The sequence below is a fragment of the Haemophilus sp. THUN1692 genome (assembly GCF_059704395.1).
This window is the reverse complement of the sequence record NZ_AP046579.1, coordinates 895,820-917,675: the sequence shown is the minus strand read 5'-3', so window position 1 is coordinate 917,675 and position 21,856 is coordinate 895,820. Positions and strand designations below refer to the sequence as shown.

Sequence of the window (21,856 nt, the reverse complement as noted above, 5' to 3'; positions counted from 1 at the left end):
ATTAAAACTATTTTAGGAAAATCCTTTATGAAAAAAATTCTCTCTGCAGCCTTAATGGCAACGTTACTATCTGGATGTCAAGTTCTCGACCTTGTTCAAGGTACGCCTCAAAAGGCATCTAAAGTATCAAAGCCGGTATTAACGCCTGCTCAAACTGAAGTATTACAAAAGTTAGATGCACAGTTTCAGCGTATTTCAGATAAAGGTATCGAAATTGAATTCAATGGCGAGAAATATGTGAAACAAACACAAGCAGTAAAAGGTGATGATCCTCGTTTTGTGAGTTTGGCATTAAGTAAAAACAGTGAGGCTCGTAAAGCCGTGTTAAGTGATACATTCTATTTAACTGATGTTTCTCATGAGAAAGCTATTACGGAACGTTATTTTGCAAAAAATAAAGAGACGTGCCAGTTACAAGCTGTGAAATCAGATATTCATGATTATTATGCTTGTGCCAGTGATAAATTTAAACGTTATGTTGCTTTAGTACATAAAGATAAAAATATTATTGCTTATCGTAGTTATACGTCATACCAAGTTGAACTTACACAGGCTGAAGAACGTGCGATTATTAAGGCATTAGTCGATTATCCATTTGATAGTATTGCTCGTTAATATGAATAGACGCGATTTTCTTTTACAAGAAATGGGTATTTCCCAGTGGACGTTATATCGCCCAGAAGTGCTACAAGGTTCGGTAGGAATTAGTGTTGCTGAGAATATTCGCTTTATCACTGTTTCTGATGAAAATATAAGTGGCTCGCCTTTGTTGGCTGATGTGCTATTAAGCCTTGATCTTAAAAAAGAAGATTGCTTATGTTTGAATTACGATCAAATCCAGCATATCGAATGTAAGCAGCCTATTCGTTATTGGTTATTATCAGAAAATAGCGACAAAATTGACCGCACTTTATCATTTTGCATACAGGCTGAGCGTGTTTATCGTTCGCCAAGTTGGCAACAATTTCAATTTAATCACCAAGCCAAACGAGAGTTGTGGCAACAAATTCAGCAGCCTTAATTATGTCTATTATTTCTCAAATTGAAGCCAGTGATTTCGACCGATTGTATGAAATCGAGCAGCAAGCGCATCTTGTGCCTTGGTCATTTGGTACGTTAAAAAACAATCAAGGTGAGCGTTATCTCAATTTAAAATTAGTAGAGAATAATCAAATTATTGGTTTTTCTATTTGCCAAACAGTATTGGATGAAGCGACTTTGTTTAATATTGCTATTGTACCGTCTCATCAAGGTAATGGATTGGGGAAATTATTGTTGAATGAGTTAATCGCTCGGTTGAAAGAAAAAGGTGTACAGACCTTATGGCTAGAAGTCAGAGAGTCTAACCCCGCTCGTTTCTTGTATGAAAAAATTGGTTTTAATGAAGTCGATATTCGAAAAAATTATTATCCGAAACTCAGTGGTGGACGAGAAAATGCCGTAGTAATGGCCTGTTATTTATAGACACGAATGATATAGCCTAGGATGTTTATCCTAGGCTATATTTTTATGCTTCTTCTGCAGGAAAAACAAATGGATTTAATCCGCTGCGTGCGAAACCTTTTTCTTCCATTTCAATGTCTAAGAAAATAGAAGCCAAATCGTCAGCTACTGGCTCTACATGAGGATCTTTTTCTTGGAACATGATTTTCAAGTAACTTTCACAGCTGCCACAGGTTTCGGCACGAACAAGTGCGAGCTCTTCATTTAATGACCACATTTCGAGTTTGTCGTGGCTATTACAGTTGGTGCATTGTGCGCGTACTAAATTCCATTCACTTTCACATAAATTACAATGTAAGTAGCGTAAACCTTGTGATGTACCAATTTGTACAATACTCGCAACAGGTAATGAGCCACAAACAGGGCAGTGATGTAAATTTTCGGCATTTTCGACTTGGCTATTATGAGGAATTTGTTGAGCTGCTTGTAACCAATAAAGTGAAAGTGCGGCCCAAATAAAGACGGCTTTATCACTGCTGACTAAATTAAATTCTTGTGCTAAGAGTTTATTTGCCATTTCTTCTAATTCTGCAGAGGATGCTTTTTCAAGAAATTCAATCGTAGCAGAGACTTGCTCATTAGCCTTTGGTTTAATCTCATCAAGAATTTCAGTTAAGTAGTCACGCCAGATGCAGTTTCTTTTAAAGGTTTTCGCATTTAGTGGCTCGATATCATTTAGCTGTTCAAACTGTTGTGGCGGTAAAGGATTTTTTTCTAACGTGGAAAGTTGGCTTTCAACTATGTCTGCAGCAAATAATAAATAATCTGATAGTGGGTGATTTTGTGCTAAATCTCTTAAACGTTTTGCTCTGCGTTGATAAAGATTTTTAGGGTTGGCAAATAATACAGCAGGAGTCTGGAAGGAATTCGCTGCTTGTTTGATTTCTGATTCTGATAAGATTTTGATACTCATGTTCTTTTCTCACTTTCATAATAAAAAGTGCGGTCAATTTTAACCGCACTTTTTTCTTTTTCAAGATTTCAGCTTATTTGCCAAATCCTTTAAATAATACTTTGGTTTTGCCTTTTTTACCTGATTGCTCGTTGAGTAAATCTTCTTCAAGCTCTGGTAAAATTTCTTCTCGATACCATTTCGGGTGGTGTTTTTTCGCCCAACGAACGGTTACCCAACCTTCAATGATTCCTCGAATCGAACCTTTAATCCAGAATGCCATATACATATGCACTAAGATACCAGTGAATAACATAAATGCACTCAAAGAATGGAGCAGAATCGAAAAACGCAATACTGGGATTGAGAAGTAGTGCGAAAAATATTGACGCCACATAATGATGCCGGTTACTAATAACGTTACCATCGCCAAATTTAATGTCCAGAAGAGCATTTTTTGACCAAGATTATATTTGCCATTATCAGCCACCGCGTGTTCGTTCCCTTTAAGAACTTCAACTACACCTTTTGCCCAGCGAATATCGTTTTTCTCTGGAATATTGTGATCCCAGTACAATAATGCCAAGTAGATGAAGGCGAAGAACATTAAAATCCCAGTGAATGGGTGAATTGCACGCGCAATTTGTGGTGTACCTAAAATTTCTGTTAACCATGCGAAATCAGGGAAGAAAAACGCAACACCAGTGAACATCGTCATAAAGAAACAGATTACCAACATCCAGTGACTGATACGCGCTGGTGTTCTATGGCGGACGATTCGAGTATCGTTGTTGATATCAATTTTACTCATTGTTTTCCCCCTTAGATGGTTTTTCTTCTTCAAATTCGTGGTGATGATCTTCCACATCTTCTTCAATATTAGGACCTACAGTTAAGTAGTGAGCGATTTCAGCTAATGCCAAGCCACCCATTGCAACTGCCGCTACTGGTTTCAATACATCTTTCCATAAGGTCACACTTAAATCAATTTGTGGATCTTTTGGAAGACCATTGTAAAGCTCTGGTTTATCCGCATGATGTAACACATACATTACGTGTGTTCCGCCTACGCCTGGAGGATCGTAAAGTCCTGCATTTTCATAACCGCGAGATTTTAAATCAGCTATGCGTTTTTCCGCGTAGAGTTTCATTTCTTCTTTAGAACCAAAACGAATCGCACCAGTTGGACAAGTTTTCACACATGCAGGCTCTTGACCTACAGAAACGCGGTCCACACAAAGGGTACATTTGTACACACGGTTGTCATCTGGATTCATACGTGGAATGTTGAATGGACAGCCAGCAATACAATAACCACACCCGATACATTTATCAGATTGAAAATCCACAATACCATTGGCGTATTGAATGATAGCACCTGGTGCAGGACAAGCCTTTAAACAACCAGGCTCTGCACAGTGCATACAGCCATCTTTACGGATTAACCATTCTAAACGATCGTTTTCTTCTACTTCGTTAAAGCGCATCACAGTCCATGCTTTAGCATTTAGATCTACAGGGTTATCGTAAATACCATGACACTGCGCATTTACATCAGAGCGGATGTCATTCCACTCTGAGCAGCCAACCTGGCAAGCTTTACAACCAATACATGCACTGACATCGATTAATTTTGCCACTTCAACTTTATGATCTCGCGCTTGTGGTGCAGGCGTTAAGCCTGAAGTTGCGGAGATTTTAATAACGTCTTGCGTTTGAACGCCTTGAGCAGTTCCAGCCATATTATGCCACCCCAACTTTTTCAATATTTACCAAGAATGTTTTGTATTCTGGTGTTTGCGTGTTTGCCTCACCCCAAGATGGTGTTAAGGTATTAGTAGAGAATCCACGATTACCTTTTCCATTTAAGGCCTTCATATTCCAGTGAATTGGAAGACCTACATGGTGTACGGTACGTCCATCAATTTCGAGATCTTTAAGACGTTTCGTAACCACGGCAACAGCTTTAATATAGCCACGACGAGAAGTAATTTTTACCATATCGCCTTTTTGGATGCCTTTTTCTGCCGCTAATTTTTCACCGATTTCCACAAATTGTTGTGGTTGTGCGATGATATTTAATGCAGATTGCGCAGTCCAACTATGGAAGTGTTCTGTTAATCGGTAAGTTGTTGCCACGAATGGGAACTCTTTATTTGAACCGATAAATTCTTTATCTTCAGGATAAATACGTACTGTAGGATCACTTACCACTGCAGCGTGTAATGGGTTAGTATCTATTGGGCTTTCAACTGGCTCATAGTGTTCAGGCATTGGACCATTTGCAATTTTATCAACTGCAAATAAACGACCTACACCTTCAGCAGACATAATAAATGGTCCGGTATCAGAACCTGGTGGTTGTGTACCATAGTCTGCTACATCATGCCAGTTCCAGTTTTTACCATTCCATTTGATTAATTGGCGGTTTTTATCCCAAGGATTACCATTGATATCTAATGATGCACGGCTATAAAGTATGCGGCGGTTTGCAGGCCATGCAAAGCCCCAACCAATGGTGCAGCCTAAACCTGATGGATCTGAGTTATCATGATTTGCGGTTTGATTGCCTTTTTCAGTCCATTGACCAACATATAACCAGTTACCTGATGTTGTTGTCCCATCATCACGTAAATGTGCAAATCCATTGAGTAATTGACCTTTCTTGTACATCAAGTTGCCGTTTGGATCATAAAGATCTTCTAGCGCATAACCATTTAATTCTTTGGCTAATTCTACCGCACTTGGTGAGTGTGGTTGAGCATAATTCCAAGTCATTGCTTCAAATGATTCAATACCACGACCACCTTCTTTTTGGTAAAGATGATGCATTTCTTCACGAATCATAGAAAGAATTTCAACATCTGGTAATGCTTCACCTGGTTGATCGCAACCTTTCCAGTGCCATTGAGCCCAACGCCCTGAGTTTACAATCGAACCATCTTCTTCAGCAAAACAGGTTGTTGGTAAGCGGAAGACTTCAGTTTGAATTTCTGAAGAATTTACATTGTTTGACTCACCAAAGTTTTTCCAGAATTCGGAAGATTCAGTTTGAAGCGGATCCATCACGATTAAGAATTTTAACTTACTCATTCCTGCAACAGTTTTGTTTTTGTTTGGTAATGAGTTTAATACGTTAAAGCCTTGTAAAATCCAACCGTGTAATTTGCCTTCATTCATCAATTTAACATGAGTAATCGGGTCATATAAGCGATCTGCTTTTGGTAAGAAATCGAAACCCCAACCGTTTTCTTTGGTTGCTTTATCACCATAGAAGGTTTTCATCATACTAACAAAGAATTTTGAAGTATGACGATAATAGTTCACTTGGTTTGGAACGATATCCTTTGGTGTAATCGTGTTAATGTATTGCTCGTAAGAGGTATCTTTATCGTTTGGTAAACGCATGTAACCCGGTAAAGACATTGGCAATAAGCCCATATCTGTTGTACCTTGTACATTGGAGTGTCCACGTAATGCGTTAATGCCACCACCAGGCATCCCCATATTACCTAAAAGTAATTGGATCATCGCCATAGAACGAATATTTTGTGTACCGATTGAATGCTCGGTAAAGCCTAACGCATATAGATGCGTCATCGTTTTATTTGGTACAGAGGTTTTACCAATTTCTTCACAGATTTGTAAGAAGACTTTTTGTTTTACACCTGTAATGCGTTCAACCATTTCTGGGGTATAACGAGAAACATGCTCTTTTAAGATATTAATGACACAACGAGGGTGTTGTAATGTCATATCACGTTTAGCCTGTCCGTTCTCATCAAACTGATAGTTCCATTTAGATTTATCGTAGTTACGTTTTTCTTCGTTGTAACCTACAAATAAACCGTCCTCAAATTTGAAACCTTCATCAATTAAGAATGAGGCATTAGTATAGTGTTTAACGTATTCGTGTTGAATTTGGTTTGTTTCCAATAGGTAACGGATGACACCCATTAAAAATGCTATATCAGAACCAGAACGAATTGGGGCGTGAAGATCAGCAACAGATGCAGTACGGTTAAAGCGAGGGTCGATCACGATGATTTTCGCACCGTTTTTCTTCGCTTCAATTGCCCAACGGAAGCCAACAGGGTGGGCTTCAGCAGGGTTACCACCTTGAACAATGATAAGGTTTGCGTTTTTGATATCAACCCAGTTATTTGTCATGGCACCGCGACCAAATGATGGAGCAAGACTTGCTACCGTTGGTCCGTGTCAAGTATTCGCTTGGTTACACATCGGCACTATGCCTAACATTCTCACCCATTTATGAGTAAGAAGTGCAGCTTCATTACTCATAGCAGATGCAGTCATAATACCTGTAGTTGCCCAACGGTTCACAGTTTTGCCACTTGCGTCTTTTTCAACAAAGTTAGCATCACGGTCATCTTTCATTAAACGGGCAATACGCTTAATAGCATCATGCCAAGAAATTCGCTCCCATTTATCAGAACCTGGTGCGCGATATTGAGGGTATAAAGAACGGCTTTCACTATTTACATAATCAAGGGCGCCAGCACCTTTAGGACAGAGTGCACCACGGCTAACCGGATGATCTGGATCGCCCTCGAGATGGAATAATTTTGAACGAGTATTGGTGCCAGTGTGGCTGCTTAACGTATCGTAAGGTTTGCCTGTACTGTATAACAACATACCGCAGCTTACGGCACAATATGTACAAGTGTTACGAGATTCAAATGCGCGTAATAATTTATATTCACGCGGCGCAGCTAACGCACTTGCTGGAGCAAAACCCAACATCGCAGCTGATGTTCCCGCCATACCACCTGCACAGACCTTAAAGAATTTTCTTCTTGAGATCTGCATAATCACTCCTTTCAACAACAAGTTGTTGAGATGTTTAGATAGTAATAAATTCGTCTAGTGTAACTAGATAATTTGGTTGATTTCGTTAAAATAACGTTACTCAACATCGCAAATTGGTTCAAAAATAGACCAATCTATGGGCGCCTAGAATAACGATTTTTTAACGATAAATCTATAATCAAATGGCATTATAACGCATAAATATTATGATCTAGATCATAAATTTATAAAAATATTAACATTTTTTTTACATTTTAGTAATGGGTATGTGAAGAATGGATTGGCTGATTAAACAAACGATTAACTTTTTTAAAAGAAATAAAAGTATAGAAAATTCAACCGCACTTTTACAATCAAAAGAAGATTTTCTAGCTGTCGAAATGCCAGTTTCATTAGTTTATAACGGTATTTCTCATGCGGTTATGATGTGTTCACCGAAAGATTTAGAGGTGTTTGCTCTGGGGTTTTCTCTCACGGAAGGCATTATTGAAAAACCTTCGGATATTTACGGTATCGATGTTGTGGAAGTTTGCAATGGTATTGAAGTGCAAATTGAACTGTCTAGCCGAAAATTTATGGCATTAAAAGAGCATCGTCGTAATCTTACAGGACGTACGGGGTGTGGTATTTGTGGCACGGAGCAGCTTAATCAGGTATATAAAAACTTTCCAAAATTAGACCGCACTTTTAAGTTTGATTTGAATTTACTAGATGACTGTTTGTCAGATCTTCATAAAAATCAACAACTAGGTCAGCAAACAGGTTCGACTCATGCTTGTGGTTTTTTTGATTTAGAAGGTAAGATGCTTACTATTTTTGAAGATGTGGGTCGTCATGTTGCGCTTGATAAATTACTTGGCTGGCATGCAAAATCAGGCAAACCTAATGGAATTATTGTTGCTTCGAGTCGTGCAAGTTATGAAATGGTTCAAAAAACTATTTCTTGTGGGGTGGAAATGTTAGTGACCATTTCTGGGGCAACTGATCTTGCTGTGAAAATGGCTGAAGCACATCATTTGACTTTGATTGGTTTTGCAAGAGAAGGTAAAGGGAATATCTATAGTGGAGATGAACGAATTAATGGTTGATATCTGAAGTAACTCTATACATACGAGATATTTTTTCTATTTATTTGTAATCCAACTCGCTAGCGCGATAAAAATAGCAAAGATGCAAAACCAAATTATGTGAAGTTTTGTGCTTTTATGATTGATTTCAGCGTTATGTAATCTGCGTGCTTCTAATTGTTGTTTATAAATTTCTAAATCCGTTTGTTTGAAAGAAAAACCACAATTAGGGCAGTTTTCTGCATTTTCACTAATCTTTTTTCTGCATTCAGGGCATCGAGTTAAGGCCATCTTTTTCTCTATAATTATAAAATTACTTATTTATTAGTATTCTAATAGAATTCTTCAGTTTTACAAATGTGATGTAAGTCACAAATCCTTAAATTCAATTTTTGATTTTAAACAATTTGAAATAGAATACCGCGGCTTGTTTAGGGCATCTACTAAATACTTTCTTTTATCTTTTGAGGAGCCTTTCTATGTTATGGTTTTTCTTTTGTATAGCCATTTTGATTCTTGGTTACTTTGTTTATGGAAAAATTATCGAAAAAATCTTTGTGATTAATCCACAACGTCAGACCCCTGCTTACCAGGTAAATGATGGCGTGGATTATATGCCAATGTCAAAAACCAAAATTTGGTTAATTCAATTATTAAACATTGCTGGAACTGGTCCTATTTTTGGTCCAATTCTTGGTGCTTTATACGGACCAGTAGCAATGCTTTGGATTGTAATCGGTTGTATTTTTGCCGGTGCAGTACATGACTATTTCTGTGGTATGTTGAGTATCCGTCATGGTGGTGCAACGATGCCTCATTTAGCTGGTAAATTCTTAGGTCGCCCTGTAAAAGTATTTATTAACACATTAGCACTTGTACTTTTATTATTAGTAGGTGTTGTGTTTGTATCAAGCCCAGCTCAATTAATGGGTACGATTACCATGGACTTATTGGGCGCATCTCAAGGCACGTTACAATTAGGTGATGCTGAGGCAGTTCATCATGCTGTTGAAGCCGGTGGTATCAAAGTATGGGGAATGGATAAAGCAACTGTTGTTGCAGTTTGGACGATTATTATCTTTGCTTACTATATTCTTGCGACTTTATTACCGATCGACAAAATTATCGGTCGAATCTATCCGCTCTTTGGCGCATTGTTGCTATTTATGTCTGTGAGTATGGTCTATGGCTTAGTTTCTGCACACTTTAGTGCTGTTGATCCTATTGAGTTCTTCCGTACTATCAATGCAGATGGTCAAGGTTTAACTTTAGAGAAATTCACGCAAAACTTCCAAGTGAAGGGTGATGTTCCAATTTGGCCATTATTGTTCTTAACTATTTCTTGTGGTGCATTATCTGGTTTCCATGCAACTCAAACTCCTTTAATGGCGCGTTGTGCTGAAAATGAAAAAGAAGGTCGTTTTATCTTTTACGGTGCAATGATTGCTGAAGGTGTAATTGCGTTAATCTGGTGTATGGTTGGTCTTGCATTCTATGAAAACCCACAAGCATTACAAGATGCAATTGCTGCGGGTTCACCATCTAAAGTTGTATATGATAGTTCATTACACTTCTTAGGTTTTATCGGTGGTATCTTTGCTGTGTTAGGTGTAGTGGTTTTACCTATTACTTCTGGGGATACCGCATTCCGTGCAGCTCGTTTACAATTAGCGGAAATTTTCCATATCGACCAACGTTCATTACCTAAACGTTTACTAATTGCTGTACCACTATTCGTATTAGGCTATTTTGTTTCAACCATTGACTTTAGCGTATTATGGCGTTATTTCACTTGGGCAAACCAAATGACAGCAATGGTAATGTTATGGACTGCAGCAGCATACTTATATCGCTACCATAAATTCCACTGGGTTGCGTCTATTCCAGCTTGGTTTATTACAACAGTATGTGCAACTTACTTGTTCTACAACAAAATCGGTTTCGGTTTAGATTATCAACTTTCAGTTTATCTTGGTTTTGCAACAACAATTGTTTGTATCGTATTATTCTTCGCTATGCTTAAGCCATTAGGTGAGCGTGATGAAGAAGCGTATGTGAATAATTAATCAAGATAATTTGGTTTAAAAAAAGCCGTTTGAGATATCGTCTCAAACGGTTTTTTTTTGATAAAAAATAGGGGTATTTCAGGGATAATCGCTTGCAACTTAAGCAAACAAATTATAAACTTACGCAGATGTGGAGAAAAGTGGTGTTTTGTGGAGATTTTTAGAAAAATTTCTCAAAATAAGTTTAATTTTGAAGGCGTAATATGTTTCGTGGTGCAACAGCGGTTAATTTAGATTCTAAGGGACGCGTAGCGATTCCAACCCGCTATCGCTCTGAAATTTTTGAAAAGAATCAAGGGCAAATGGTTTGTACTGTAGATATTCGCCAACCCTGTCTTTTACTTTATCCCCTTGATGAATGGGAAAAAATCGAACAAAAACTTCTCGCACTTTCTAACTTTGATCCTACCCAACGCCGTTTGCAACGAGTAATGCTTGGCCATGCTACTGAGTGTGAGATGGATGCTCAGGGTCGTATTTTGCTTAGTGGACCATTACGCCAACATGCAAAATTAGAAAAAGGTTTAATGTTGGTAGGACAACTTAATAAATTTGAAATTTGGAGTGCTGTAGAATGGCATGCCCAAATTGAAGAAGATATGGAACTTGGTTCAAGTGCAGACTTTGCGTCTGAGGCTTTGAAAGATTTCTCATTATAGAAAATGATTCACCGTTTTTTACTTTTATATTGTATTTATGGATACCGAAAATTCCTTTTCTTCACCTGAACATATCACAGTTTTACTTCATGAGGCCGTGAATGGCTTGGCACTGAAGGAAAATGGAATTTATATTGACGGTACTTTTGGCCGTGGTGGACATTCTCGCTTAATCCTTTCTAAATTATCCCCAAATGGTCGTCTCATTGGCGTTGACCGCGATCCTAGAGCCATTGCTGAAGCTCAAAAAATTCAAGACTCACGTTTTCAGATTGAACACAACAGCTTTTCCCATATTCCTGAAATTTGTGAAAAATTAAATTTGGTTGGCAAAATTGATGGTATTTTGCTTGATCTTGGCGTGTCATCCCCACAGCTTGATGAAGCAGAGCGTGGTTTTAGTTTTATGAAAGATGGCCCGCTTGATATGCGTATGGACACGACTCAAGGTTTGTCAGCAGAAGAATGGTTAAAACAAGTATCGGTTGAGGATTTAACTTGGGTTTTGAAAACTTTTGGCGAAGAGCGTTTCGCTAAACGTATTGCGACGGCCATTGTGGATTACAATAAAAGTGCGGCCAAAAATGGCACCGAATTTTTATCGCGTACTAGTCAATTAGCTGAGCTTATTTCACAAGCGGTACCTTTCAAAGATAAACATAAACACCCTGCGACTCGCAGTTTCCAAGCTATTCGTATTTTCATCAATGCAGAATTAGATGAATTGGAAAGTGTACTCAATTCTGCTTTAGACATGTTAGCGCGAGAAGGGCGTTTATCAATTATTAGTTTCCATTCATTAGAAGATAGAATGGTAAAGCATTTTATGAAAAAACAAAGTAAAGGTGAGGATATTCCTAAAGGTTTGCCATTGCGAGAAGATCAAATTCAACGTAATCAAAAATTAAAAACTATTGGTAAAGCAATTCAACCAAGTGATGCAGAAATTCAAGCAAATCCTCGTTCAAGAAGTGCGGTATTGCGTGTAGCAGAGAGAATTTAGTGATGTCTGAAAATAATAAACCTCGTTATCCGTTACAGCAGATTTTGGTCGAAGATCTATTTTCTTCAAATAAATTAATTGTGTTGTTATTGGTTGCGATTTTGATTTCATCAATGAGCGTGATTTGGGTAACTCATCAGACTCGCCGATTAATTTCTGAAAATGGTCAATTGGTTTTACAGCGCCAAGCACTGGAAAGTGAATATCGAAATTTGCAAGTACAAGAAGCAACAGAAGGAGACAGTACTCGAGTAGAATCTATTGCTGTTGGCACCTTAAAAATGAAAACATTATCCCCAGAACAAGAAGTTGAAATTAGAGAATAATAGGTAGAAAAGATGGTTAAGTTCAATTCTTCTCGTAAATCAGGTAAAGCAAAAAAAACAATTAGAAAATTGACCGCACCTGAAGCTGTAAAACATAACAAACCGAAAATTGTGTTTGAGAAATGTTTTATGCGTGTTCGTTATTGGGTTTCTGCTTTTTTTATTTTGGCCAGTTTATGTGCTTTAGTCGCTCGTGCGGCTTATGTACAGTCTGTTGATTCAAGTACTTTATCTGGAGAGGCTGATAAACGTTCTTTGCGTAAAGACGAAGTGTTATCTGTGCGTGGTTCAATTTTAGATCGTAATGGTCAGCTTTTATCTGTGAGCGTGCCGATGAATGCAGTGGTTGCAGATCCGAAAACCATGTTAAAAGAAAATGCACTTGCGGATAAAGAACGGATTACTGCTTTAGCCCAAGAATTGGGTATGAGTGAAAATGATTTGGTGAAAAAAATCGAGAAGAATTCCAAATCTGGTTATTTGTATTTGGCCCGTCAAGTAGAATCTAACAAAGCAGATTATATTCGTAAACTTAAGATTAAAGGTATTAATTTAGAAACTGAGCATCGCCGTTTTTATCCTCGCGTAGAAGAAGCTGCGCATGTGGTGGGTTATACCGATATAGATGGAAACGGTATTGAAGGCATTGAGAAAAGCTTTAATTCCATGCTTGTGGGTAAAGATGGGTCACGTACCGTTCGCAAAGATAAACGCGGAAATATTGTTGAACATATTGCGGATGAGAAAAAATATGATGCGCAAGATGTCACCTTGAGTATCGATGAAAAATTACAATCCATGGTATATCGTGAGATTAAAAAGGCGGTATCTGATAATAATGCTGAGTCCGGTACTGCGGTATTAGTTGATGTTCGAACTGGTGAAGTGTTGGCTATGGCTACTGCACCATCTTACAATCCAAACAACCGTGTCGGTGTGAAATCTGAGTTAATGCGTAACCGTGCAATCACCGATACGTTTGAGCCAGGTTCTACTGTAAAACCTTTCGTAGTTTTAACCGCACTTCAACGTGGAGTAGTGCGCCGTGATGAAATCATCAACACGGGATCATTCACAGTGAGTGGCAAAGAAATTGTGGACGTTGCACCTCGCGCACAACAAACTTTAGATGAGATTTTAATTAATTCTAGTAACCGTGGTGTGAGTCGCCTTGCATTGCGTATGCCACCTAGTGCATTGATGGAAACTTATCAAAATGCAGGTTTAAGTAAACCAACAGATTTAGGCTTGATTGGTGAACAAGTTGGGATTTTGAACGCAAACCGTAAACGCTGGGCAGATATTGAACGTGCAACAGTTGCTTATGGTTATGGTATTACTGCGACACCTTTACAAATTGCTAGAGCCTACGCAACCCTTGGTAGTTTTGGGGTGTATCGCCCGCTTTCTATCACTAAAGTTGATCCGCCAGTCATTGGAAAACGCGTTTTCTCTGAAAAAATAACTAAAGATATCGTAGGGATTTTAGAGAAAGTAGCAATCAAAAATAAACGCGCAATGGTGGAAGGCTACCGTGTTGGCGTGAAAACGGGTACGGCACGTAAGATTGAAAATGGACATTATGTAAATAAATATGTGGCATTTACTGCGGGGATTGCACCGATTAGTGACCCTCGTTATGCATTAGTGATTTTGATTAATGATCCAAAAGCCGGTGAATATTATGGTGGTGCAGTTTCTGCGCCTGTATTCTCTAGCATTATGGGCTATGCTTTGCGTGCAAATGCTATTCCACAAGATGCTGAACCTGTTGAAAAAACAGCAACGAAAAGCGCAAAACGTATCGTATATGTTGGTGATCACAAGAATCAAAAAGTGAATTAAGGAAAAATTATGAAAAAACTCACCGCACTTTTTAATTTGCCTGAATTAAAGAATGATATAGAACTCCATAATATGGTGTTGGATAGCCGTAAAGTTAAAGCTGGAGATCTTTTTGTGGCGATAAAAGGTCATCAAGTCGATGGAAATCAATTTATTGATTCGGCTATTCATTCTGGTGCAAGTGCGGTGGTTTCTGAGACAGAATTATCTGGCGAGCATTTAACTGTGGCGTTTATCGGGAATGTGCCAATCGTTAAATATTATCAACTTGCACGTCATCTTTCGTATTTGGCGGATATTTTCTATGATTCGCCTTCTAAAAAATTAACGCTTGTTGGCGTAACAGGGACAAATGGCAAAACTACTATTTCTCAATTATTAGCACAATGGGCGGAATTATTAGGTCATCGTGCTGCTGTCATGGGAACCATTGGTAATGGTCTTTTAGGTCAAGTTGTCGAAGCTAAAAATACAACTGGCTCAGCTGTGGAAATTCAATCATCACTTTTTAGTTTTAAGCAAGCAGGGGCAGATTTTGCCTCTATTGAAGTTTCATCGCATGGTTTGGCACAACATCGCGTAGAGGTGCTGAGTTTTAAAGCAGGGATTTTTACGAATTTAACGCGTGATCATCTAGATTATCACCAGACTATGGAAAATTACGCTTCCGCTAAAAAACGCTTATTCACCGAATTAGATACGCAAATTAAAGTGATTAATGCTGATGATGAGATTGGAAGCCAATGGTTAAGTGAATTACCTGATGCTATTGCGGTAAGTACGAGCACTGACTTCCAATCAAACTCACATCAATGGATGAAGGCAATAAATATCCACTTTCATGCTAAAGGCGCAGATATTACTTTTGAATCTAGCTGGGGTAATGGCGTATTGCATAGTCCATTAATCGGTGCTTTCAATGTAAGCAATTTGTTATTAGTGATGACCACGTTATTATCATTTGGTTACCCATTGGAAAATTTACTCGCTACGGCGAAATCTTTGAAAGGAGTATGTGGAAGAATGGAAATGATTCAATATCCAAATAAACCAACAGTTATTGTAGATTATGCGCATACACCTGATGCATTAGAAAAAGCCTTGATGGCAGCGCGTGAACATTGCCAAGGTGAGCTATGGTGTATTTTTGGCTGTGGTGGAGACCGCGATAGAGGCAAACGCCCATTAATGGCACAAGTCGCAGAGCAGTTTGCTGAAAAGGTTATAGTGACAAAAGATAATCCTCGAACAGAATTACAAAGCCAAATTGAATCAGATATTGTCGCTGGCTTTAAAAATATGGATAAAGTAGGCATTATTCCTGATCGAGAACAGGCGATTCAGTTTGCGATTGAAAGTGCGGTTGAAAATGATGTGATTTTAATTGCTGGCAAAGGCCATGAAAATTATCAAATTATTGGCACTGAAATCGTGCATTTTTCAGACCAAGAAATTGCCCATGATTTTTTAAAATAATAACAATTAAATTATGATTAAACTCTCTACTGAACAATTAGCACAGATTCTTCAAGCTAAATTAATTGGCGATAAAAATGTGCAAGTTGAAGAAATTAATACAGATACCCGAAAAAGCGTATCAAATAGTTTATTTTTTGCGTTGAAAGGTGAAAAGTTTGATGCTCACCAATATCTTGAGCAAGCGGTAGCACAAGGTGCGGTAGCCGTTGTTGTTCAGCAAGAAAATTCTTCCATTTCTGTTCCACAACTTGTGGTTAAAGATACCCGTATTGCTTTGGGTGAACTTGCAAAATGGTTACGTGAGAAAATTAATCCGCGTACTGTCGCGATGACAGGGTCTTCTGGTAAAACCACGGTAAAAGAAATGACGGCGAGTATTTTGCAACATACTGCTGGTGATTCGGAAGCGGTACTTTTTACCAATGGAAATTTTAATAACGATATTGGTGTGCCCTTAACCCTTCTTCGCTTAACAGAAAAACATCGTTTCGCTGTGATTGAACTTGGTGCCAATCATCAAGGTGAAATTGATTACACCACAAAATTAGCTCAACCTGATGCCGCATTGATTAATAATATTGCGCCCGCGCATTTAGAGGGTTTTGGTTCTTTAGAGGGCGTTGCACAAGCTAAAGGTGAGATTTATTGTGGTTTAACATCGAATGGTGTGGCGATTATTAACGCAGAACATAATCATTTAAATGTTTGGCAAAAAGAAATCGGTGAACATGAGATTCAATATTTCAACGGTAAAGATTATTCTGCAAAAAATATTCATCATACTGGTCAAGGCTCCACTTTTACACTTATTTCCCCACAAGGTGAAATTGAGATTAACTTGCCTTATCTGGGGGAACATAATGTAAAAAATGCTTTGGCAGCGACTGCACTTGCAATGCATGTTGGTGCCACTCTTACAGATGTAAAAGCTGGATTAGAACAACGTTCACAAGTGAAAGGACGTTTATTCCCAATTCAAGTAACGTCTAACTTATTGCTGTTAGATGATACTTATAATGCGAATAAAGATTCTCTCTGTGCTGCCATTGATGTCCTAAAAAGTTATGATGCTTTCCGTATTTTGTGTGTTGGTGATATGAAAGAGTTAGGTGAAAACTCTCTCGCTATTCACCGTGAAGTAGGAGAACATGCCAATTCGGCAAATTTAGATTTAATTTGTTCTTATGGCAATGAAAGTGCGGTTATTTCTGAGGCTGTTTCGGGTAAGCATTTTACTGATAAGGTGGAAATGGTTGATTTTCTTGTGCTATTGATTGAAACCCAATTACAACAAAATAATAAAGTCGTGGTGCTAGGAAAAGGCTCGCGCTCAATGAAAATGGAAGATGTGATCTATTCATTAAAGGATAAAATTAAATGTTAGTCTGGCTTGCTGAATATCTTGTTCGTTATGAAACCGCCTTTAATGCGATTTCTTATATTACCGTCCGTGCAATTCTTGCATTATTAACCGCACTTTTTATCTCACTTTGGATTGGCCCTAAAGTGATCAAACGTTTACAGATTTTAAAATTTGGTCAAGAAGTGCGAAATGATGGCCCTGAAAGTCACTTTGCTAAAAAAGGCACCCCTACTATGGGCGGTGTGATGATTCTATTCTCTATTGGCGTAAGTACGTTATTATGGGCAAATCTCGCGAATCCTTATATTTGGGTTTGTTTATTTGTATTATTTGGATATGGTGCAATTGGTTTTGTGGATGATTTCCGTAAAATTACCCGTAAAAATACAGACGGTTTAATTGCGCGTTGGAAATATTTTTGGATGTCTGTTGTGGCATTAGTGGCAATCCTTTGGCTTTATTGGCTTGGCCACGACACTGATGCAACCCGTTTAGTGATTCCATTCTTTAAAGATATTATGCCTCAATTAGGTTTGTTCTATATAGTGTTGTCTTACTTTGTGATTGTTGGCACCGGTAATGCAGTGAATTTAACAGACGGTTTAGATGGATTAGCGATTATGCCAACAGCGCTTGTCGCAGGCGCGTTTGCGTTAATTGCATGGGCGACGGGTAACGTGAATTTTGCAGAATACTTGCACATCCCATACATTAAATATAGCTCTGAAGTGGTTGTATTCTGTACAGCTATTGTTGGTGCAGGGTTAGGATTCTTATGGTTCAATACTTATCCAGCACAAGTCTTTATGGGCGATGTAGGTTCCCTTGCATTAGGCGGAGCGCTAGGTGTAGTGGCGATCCTAGTTCGTCAGGAATTTTTGCTTGTGATAATGGGCGGGGTATTTGTTGTTGAAGCGCTCTCTGTTATTTTGCAAGTGGGCTCTTATAAGTTACGTAAACAACGCATTTTTAGAATGGCACCGATTCACCACCATTTTGAATTGAAGGGATGGCCAGAGCCAAGAGTGATTATTCGGTTTTGGATTATTTCCTTAATGTTAGTGTTGATGGGATTAGTCACCTTGAAGTTGCGTTAATAAATATAGCTTGGCTCGCTCTTTCAGTTTTTGAAAGGGCGACATTTTTTACGTTAGTAAAGGAAATTTATATTTCCATCCATAATATAATTTTAAAATTTATAGCAATTAAGAAGAAAGAAAATGAACGCCTATCAAAACAAAAATATTACTATCATCGGGCTTGGCAAAACAGGTCTTTCTTGCGTGGATTATCTCTTATCCCAACAGGCTAATATTCGTGTGATTGATACCCGAAAAAATCCTACTGGTGTTGATAAACTTCCTCAAAATATCCCTCTTCATACTGGTAGTTTAAATCAGGAATGGTTACTTGAAAGCGATATGATTGTTATTAGTCCTGGGCTTGCAGTAAAAACACCTGAAATTCAAACCGCACTTAAAGCCGGCGTAGAAGTAATCGGTGATATTGAATTATTCTGCCGAGCGGCGACGAAGCCAATTGTCGGGATTACTGGTTCAAATGGAAAAAGTACCGTGACTACTTTAGTTTATGAAATGGCGAAAGCTGCTGGCGTAAAAGTTGGAATGGGCGGCAATATTGGGATTCCCGCTTTGTCATTGTTGAATGAAGATTGTGAACTTTATGTATTAGAGCTGTCTAGTTTTCAGCTTGAGACAACTTATAGCTTAAAAGCCGCAGCTGCAACGGTCTTGAACGTGACTGAAGATCATATGGATCGCTATGTGGATTTAGAAGATTATCGTCAAGCAAAATTGCGAATTTATCATAATGCTGAGGTCGGCGTTTTAAATAATGAGGATAAGCTGACTTTTAGTGAAGGTGAAAATCAAGCGAAACAAAACGTTTCTTTTGCGGAAAAGTCAGCAGATTATTGGCTAAAAACGGAAAACGGCAAGCAATACTTAATGGCAAAAGATGAAGTAATTTTGCCTTGTGAAGAAGCAACATTAGTCGGTCGCCATAATTATATGAATATTTTGGCGGCAACGGCATTGGCACAAGCTGTCGGTATTAATTTAGATTCAATTCGTACCGCACTTCGTCATTTCAAAGGGTTAGATCATCGTTTTCAATTAGCACATCAAGCTAATGGCATTCGTTGGATTAATGACTCTAAAGCAACAAATGTAGGGAGTACAGTTGCCGCATTAGCGGGCCTTTATGTTGAAGGCAAATTACATTTGTTGTTAGGCGGTGATGGAAAAGGGGCTGATTTTTCAGAATTAGCTGACTTAATTAATCAACCACATATTATTTGTTATTGTTTTGGTCGAGATGGTGCGCAACTCGCTAAGCTTTCATCGCAAAGTTATTTGTTCGATACAATGGAACAAGCGATAGAATTTTTACGCCCAACATTGCAAAGCGGAGATATGGTATTATTGTCGCCAGCTTGTGCAAGTCTCGATCAGTTTGCCTCTTTTGAAAAGCGCGGTGAAGAATTTACCCGTTTAGCGCAATATTCAGCCTAATTTAGTCATTAATAAAAATAAGATGGAATTTTTACAAAACATCAAAAAAAATTACGATGAATGGACACGTATCACACCGCAAGGTTTGTTGTATGATCGTGCGCTATTTTGGTTATTTGTTATTTTGCTTTTAATTGGTTTAGTTTCGGTAACATCTGCATCTATTCCTTATAGCTCTCGTTTATTTAATGATCCTTTTTACTTTGCAAAACGAGATGCTTTTTATGTATTTCTTTCTTTAGCGATTTGTTATGCCATGTTGTATATTCCAACTGAAAAGTTGGAAAAATGGAATGTAAATATTTTCTGGGCAGCCGTGGCTTTATTGATAGCCGTATTATTTATCGGTACATCAGTAAATGGTGCTAAACGTTGGATTTCATTGGGAATTTTGAATTTTCAACCAGCTGAATTTGCGAAGCTGGCACTGACTTGTTTCTTGGCAAGCTATTTTACTCGTCGTTATGATGAGGTTCGAGGTAGAAAATTTAGTGCGATAAAACCCTTTATTGTGATGGGCGTGATGGGGATGTTCCTCTTAGTTCAGCCTGATATGGGAAGTACAGTTGTGCTTTTTGTTATTACTTTCGGTATGCTATTTATCGTTGGCGCTCACTTTTTCCAATTTATTTTGCTTGGTGCAACAGGTGTAATTCTTGGCGCTTGGTTAATCATCTCTGCTTCTTATCGTTTAAAACGTTTTACCGGTTTTTTAGATCCATTTAAAGACCCTTATGGCACAGGCTTCCAATTAACGAACTCTCTTATGGCATTTGGTCGTGGAGAAATAACGGGTGAGGGGTTAGGTAATTCAATTCAAAAACTAGATTATTTACCTGAAGCGCATACTGACTTTATCATGGCGATTATTGGTGAAGAGTTTGGCTTTATAGGCATTTTAATTGTCGTTATTTTGCTCGGTTTACTTGTTTTTCGCGCCCTGAAGATTGGTAAAGAATCTTTAATGTTAGAACAACGTTTTAGAGGATTTTTAGCGTTAGGCATTGGCTTTTGGATTTTCTTCCAAGGCTTTGTTAATTTAGGTATGGCTCTAGGAATGTTACCGACTAAAGGTTTAACCTTTCCACTCGTGAGTTATGGTGGTTCGAGTATTATTATTATGTCAGCGACTATTGGCATTTTATTACGTATTGATCACGAAAACCGTTTACTTCGCGCAGGTCAAGCACGCCTACGCGATGATTAGAGATAAAGAAGATGAAAAATAAAAAATTATTAGTGATGGCTGGTGGAACTGGCGGTCATGTTTTTCCCGCGATAGCGGTGGCCCAATTTTTACAAAAACAAGGATGGGATATTTGCTGGTTAGGTACCAAAGATCGAATGGAGGCTCACCTTGTACCAAAACATGGAATCCCAATTAGATTTATCCAAATTTCGGGTTTGCGTGGTAAAGGTATAAAAGCTTTATTAAGCGCGCCTTTTGCGATTTTCCGTGCCGTGTTACAGGCAAAAAAAATTATTCAAGAAGAAAAGCCTGACGCTGTACTTGGAATGGGGGGGTATGTTTCAGGTCCAGGTGGTATTGCTGCAAAACTTTGTGGTGTACCGATAATTTTGCATGAACAAAATGCGATAGCTGGTTTAACGAATAAATGGTTAGCTAAAATCGCTACTCGCATATTGCAAGCATTTCCAACTGCTTTCCCTAATGCGGAAGTTGTTGGTAATCCAGTTCGAGAAGATTTATTTAAGATGCCATATCCAACGCTTCGTTTTGCTGAACGTGAGGAAAAATTACGTGTTTTAGTGGTCGGTGGTAGCCAAGGCGCGAGAGTGCTTAATCATACTTTACCTAAAGTAGTAGCACAGCTTGCAGATAAATTAGATGTTCGTCATCAAGTAGGTAAAGGTGCGGTAGAAGAAGTTACCCAACTTTATAGTGAGAATTCAGAACAAGTTAAAATAACAGAATTTATTGATGATATGGCTGCGGCTTATGCTTGGGCTGATGTGATAATTTGTCGCTCTGGCGCATTAACTGTATGTGAAATTGCGGCAGTTGGCGCTGCAGCTATTTTTGTACCTTTCCAACATAAAGATCGTCAACAATATTTGAATGCGAAATATTTATCGGATGTTGGAGCGGCGAAAATTATAGAACAGACAGATTTAACGCCTGAAATTCTGGTGAATTATTTAAAAAACTTTACTCGTGAAAATTTATTACAAATGGCTGAGAAAGCAAAAGCAATGTCGACACCTCTCTCTGCACAGCGAGTTGCTGAGGTTATTATAGAAAATTCAAACTAATTGATATTCCAAAGA

At 38.3% G+C, this 21,856-nt stretch carries 20 protein-coding genes; 15 read left to right on the top strand and 5 right to left on the bottom strand.

Going from position 1 to position 21,856, the window contains the following annotated elements; all coding sequences use genetic code 11:
- The first annotated feature begins 27 nt into the window (after positions 1–27).
- The 3 genes from AC6H0A_RS04400 to rimI are packed head-to-tail and all read left to right on the top strand — an operon-like array spanning position 28 to position 1,464.
- Positions 28–615 carry a YdgH/BhsA/McbA family protein gene (locus tag AC6H0A_RS04400; protein ID WP_044233303.1) on the top strand — a complete coding sequence of 196 codons (588 nt, stop codon included), beginning with the start codon at positions 28–30 and terminating at the stop codon, positions 613–615.
- Between the two features lies 1 nt (position 616).
- Positions 617–1,021 (top strand): DNA polymerase III subunit psi, encoded by a 405-nt coding sequence (holD, locus tag AC6H0A_RS04395; protein ID WP_005643531.1) that lies wholly within the window; start codon positions 617–619, stop codon positions 1,019–1,021.
- A gap of 2 nt (positions 1,022–1,023) precedes the next feature.
- Complete coding sequence (gene rimI / locus AC6H0A_RS04390) at positions 1,024–1,464, top strand: ribosomal protein S18-alanine N-acetyltransferase (protein WP_005643533.1); 441 nt, start codon at positions 1,024–1,026, stop codon at positions 1,462–1,464.
- Positions 1,465–1,507: 43 nt separating this feature from the next.
- On the opposite strand, the gene fdhE is transcribed toward rimI, so the two are convergent.
- The 4 genes from fdhE to fdnG all read right to left on the bottom strand — a co-directional run bounded on the left by fdhE (position 1,508) and on the right by fdnG (position 7,225).
- Positions 1,508–2,416, bottom strand: coding sequence for a formate dehydrogenase accessory protein FdhE (gene fdhE, locus AC6H0A_RS04385; RefSeq protein ID WP_005643535.1), 909 nt, complete (start codon positions 2,414–2,416; stop codon positions 1,508–1,510).
- Positions 2,417–2,489: 73 nt separating this feature from the next.
- Positions 2,490–3,206, bottom strand: a complete 717-nt coding sequence (locus AC6H0A_RS04380) for a formate dehydrogenase subunit gamma (protein ID WP_005643537.1) — start codon at positions 3,204–3,206, stop codon at positions 2,490–2,492.
- Positions 3,199–4,137 carry a formate dehydrogenase subunit beta gene (gene fdxH / locus AC6H0A_RS04375; protein ID WP_005643539.1) on the bottom strand — a complete coding sequence of 313 codons (939 nt, stop codon included), beginning with the start codon at positions 4,135–4,137 and terminating at the stop codon, positions 3,199–3,201. The genes AC6H0A_RS04380 and fdxH overlap by 8 nt, the downstream gene beginning before the upstream one ends.
- 1 nt (position 4,138) lies before the next feature.
- Complete coding sequence (gene fdnG, locus AC6H0A_RS04370; protein WP_179230822.1) at positions 4,139–7,225, bottom strand: formate dehydrogenase-N subunit alpha; 3,087 nt, start codon at positions 7,223–7,225, stop codon at positions 4,139–4,141.
- A gap of 275 nt (positions 7,226–7,500) precedes the next feature.
- Here fdnG and fdhD point away from each other — a divergent pair, with 275 nt between their 5' ends.
- The gene (gene fdhD / locus AC6H0A_RS04365; protein ID WP_179230821.1) at positions 7,501–8,313 is read left to right on the top strand and encodes a formate dehydrogenase accessory sulfurtransferase FdhD; all 813 of its coding nucleotides are present in this window, start codon (positions 7,501–7,503) and stop codon (positions 8,311–8,313) included.
- Positions 8,314–8,349: 36 nt separating this feature from the next.
- Here the strand turns inward: fdhD and AC6H0A_RS04360 are convergent, their stop codons facing one another.
- The gene (locus tag AC6H0A_RS04360) at positions 8,350–8,583 is read right to left on the bottom strand and encodes a zinc ribbon domain-containing protein (RefSeq protein ID WP_005643547.1); all 234 of its coding nucleotides are present in this window, start codon (positions 8,581–8,583) and stop codon (positions 8,350–8,352) included.
- Positions 8,584–8,771: 188 nt separating this feature from the next.
- On the opposite strand from AC6H0A_RS04360, the gene AC6H0A_RS04355 reads away from it, so the two are divergent.
- From AC6H0A_RS04355 to murG, 11 genes are all read left to right on the top strand, one after another.
- Positions 8,772–10,358 carry a carbon starvation CstA family protein gene (locus tag AC6H0A_RS04355; protein ID WP_005643549.1) on the top strand — a complete coding sequence of 529 codons (1,587 nt, stop codon included), beginning with the start codon at positions 8,772–8,774 and terminating at the stop codon, positions 10,356–10,358.
- Positions 10,359–10,561: 203 nt separating this feature from the next.
- Positions 10,562–11,017, top strand: a complete 456-nt coding sequence (mraZ, locus tag AC6H0A_RS04350; protein ID WP_179230820.1) for a division/cell wall cluster transcriptional repressor MraZ — start codon at positions 10,562–10,564, stop codon at positions 11,015–11,017.
- A 37-nt stretch (positions 11,018–11,054) separates the two neighbouring features.
- Positions 11,055–12,020 carry a 16S rRNA (cytosine(1402)-N(4))-methyltransferase RsmH gene (gene rsmH, locus AC6H0A_RS04345; RefSeq protein ID WP_497512495.1) on the top strand — a complete coding sequence of 322 codons (966 nt, stop codon included), beginning with the start codon at positions 11,055–11,057 and terminating at the stop codon, positions 12,018–12,020.
- 2 nt (positions 12,021–12,022) lie between these two features.
- Complete coding sequence (ftsL, locus tag AC6H0A_RS04340; RefSeq protein WP_005643553.1) at positions 12,023–12,346, top strand: cell division protein FtsL; 324 nt, start codon at positions 12,023–12,025, stop codon at positions 12,344–12,346.
- Between the two features lie 12 nt (positions 12,347–12,358).
- Positions 12,359–14,191: a penicillin-binding transpeptidase domain-containing protein gene (locus AC6H0A_RS04335; RefSeq protein WP_179230818.1), complete on the top strand. Its 1,833-nt coding sequence runs from the start codon at positions 12,359–12,361 to the stop codon at positions 14,189–14,191.
- A 9-nt stretch (positions 14,192–14,200) separates the two neighbouring features.
- Positions 14,201–15,667 carry a UDP-N-acetylmuramoyl-L-alanyl-D-glutamate--2,6-diaminopimelate ligase gene (gene murE, locus AC6H0A_RS04330; protein WP_497512492.1) on the top strand — a complete coding sequence of 489 codons (1,467 nt, stop codon included), beginning with the start codon at positions 14,201–14,203 and terminating at the stop codon, positions 15,665–15,667.
- 13 nt (positions 15,668–15,680) lie between these two features.
- Positions 15,681–17,054 carry a UDP-N-acetylmuramoyl-tripeptide--D-alanyl-D-alanine ligase gene (murF, locus tag AC6H0A_RS04325; protein ID WP_005643559.1) on the top strand — a complete coding sequence of 458 codons (1,374 nt, stop codon included), beginning with the start codon at positions 15,681–15,683 and terminating at the stop codon, positions 17,052–17,054.
- Complete coding sequence (gene mraY, locus AC6H0A_RS04320) at positions 17,048–18,130, top strand: phospho-N-acetylmuramoyl-pentapeptide-transferase (RefSeq protein WP_005630348.1); 1,083 nt, start codon at positions 17,048–17,050, stop codon at positions 18,128–18,130. The genes murF and mraY overlap by 7 nt, the downstream gene beginning before the upstream one ends.
- A gap of 123 nt (positions 18,131–18,253) precedes the next feature.
- Positions 18,254–19,567: a UDP-N-acetylmuramoyl-L-alanine--D-glutamate ligase gene (gene murD / locus AC6H0A_RS04315; RefSeq protein ID WP_005643561.1), complete on the top strand. Its 1,314-nt coding sequence runs from the start codon at positions 18,254–18,256 to the stop codon at positions 19,565–19,567.
- Between the two features lie 22 nt (positions 19,568–19,589).
- The gene (gene ftsW / locus AC6H0A_RS04310) at positions 19,590–20,774 is read left to right on the top strand and encodes a putative lipid II flippase FtsW (RefSeq protein WP_005643563.1); all 1,185 of its coding nucleotides are present in this window, start codon (positions 19,590–19,592) and stop codon (positions 20,772–20,774) included.
- An 11-nt stretch (positions 20,775–20,785) separates the two neighbouring features.
- The gene (gene murG / locus AC6H0A_RS04305) at positions 20,786–21,841 is read left to right on the top strand and encodes an undecaprenyldiphospho-muramoylpentapeptide beta-N-acetylglucosaminyltransferase (protein WP_179230817.1); all 1,056 of its coding nucleotides are present in this window, start codon (positions 20,786–20,788) and stop codon (positions 21,839–21,841) included.
- The last annotated feature ends 15 nt before the right edge of the window (positions 21,842–21,856 follow it).

Bases quoted from the DNA above. Each gene is read 5' to 3' on its own strand.
- AC6H0A_RS04400 (WP_044233303.1), top strand. From the start codon at position 28: ATGAAAAAAATTCTCTCTGCAGCCTTAATGGCAACGTTACTATCTGGA.
- holD (WP_005643531.1), top strand. From the start codon at position 617: ATGAATAGACGCGATTTTCTTTTACAAGAAATGGGTATTTCCCAGTGG.
- rimI (WP_005643533.1), top strand. From the start codon at position 1,024: ATGTCTATTATTTCTCAAATTGAAGCCAGTGATTTCGACCGATTGTAT.
- fdhE (WP_005643535.1), bottom strand. From the start codon at position 2,416: ATGAGTATCAAAATCTTATCAGAATCAGAAATCAAACAAGCAGCGAAT.
- AC6H0A_RS04380 (WP_005643537.1), bottom strand. From the start codon at position 3,206: ATGAGTAAAATTGATATCAACAACGATACTCGAATCGTCCGCCATAGA.
- fdxH (WP_005643539.1), bottom strand. From the start codon at position 4,137: ATGGCTGGAACTGCTCAAGGCGTTCAAACGCAAGACGTTATTAAAATC.
- fdhD (WP_179230821.1), top strand. From the start codon at position 7,501: ATGGATTGGCTGATTAAACAAACGATTAACTTTTTTAAAAGAAATAAA.
- AC6H0A_RS04360 (WP_005643547.1), bottom strand. From the start codon at position 8,583: ATGGCCTTAACTCGATGCCCTGAATGCAGAAAAAAGATTAGTGAAAAT.
- AC6H0A_RS04355 (WP_005643549.1), top strand. From the start codon at position 8,772: ATGTTATGGTTTTTCTTTTGTATAGCCATTTTGATTCTTGGTTACTTT.
- mraZ (WP_179230820.1), top strand. From the start codon at position 10,562: ATGTTTCGTGGTGCAACAGCGGTTAATTTAGATTCTAAGGGACGCGTA.
- rsmH (WP_497512495.1), top strand. From the start codon at position 11,055: ATGGATACCGAAAATTCCTTTTCTTCACCTGAACATATCACAGTTTTA.
- ftsL (WP_005643553.1), top strand. From the start codon at position 12,023: ATGTCTGAAAATAATAAACCTCGTTATCCGTTACAGCAGATTTTGGTC.
- AC6H0A_RS04335 (WP_179230818.1), top strand. From the start codon at position 12,359: ATGGTTAAGTTCAATTCTTCTCGTAAATCAGGTAAAGCAAAAAAAACA.
- murE (WP_497512492.1), top strand. From the start codon at position 14,201: ATGAAAAAACTCACCGCACTTTTTAATTTGCCTGAATTAAAGAATGAT.
- murF (WP_005643559.1), top strand. From the start codon at position 15,681: ATGATTAAACTCTCTACTGAACAATTAGCACAGATTCTTCAAGCTAAA.
- mraY (WP_005630348.1), top strand. From the start codon at position 17,048: ATGTTAGTCTGGCTTGCTGAATATCTTGTTCGTTATGAAACCGCCTTT.
- murD (WP_005643561.1), top strand. From the start codon at position 18,254: ATGAACGCCTATCAAAACAAAAATATTACTATCATCGGGCTTGGCAAA.
- ftsW (WP_005643563.1), top strand. From the start codon at position 19,590: ATGGAATTTTTACAAAACATCAAAAAAAATTACGATGAATGGACACGT.
- murG (WP_179230817.1), top strand. From the start codon at position 20,786: ATGAAAAATAAAAAATTATTAGTGATGGCTGGTGGAACTGGCGGTCAT.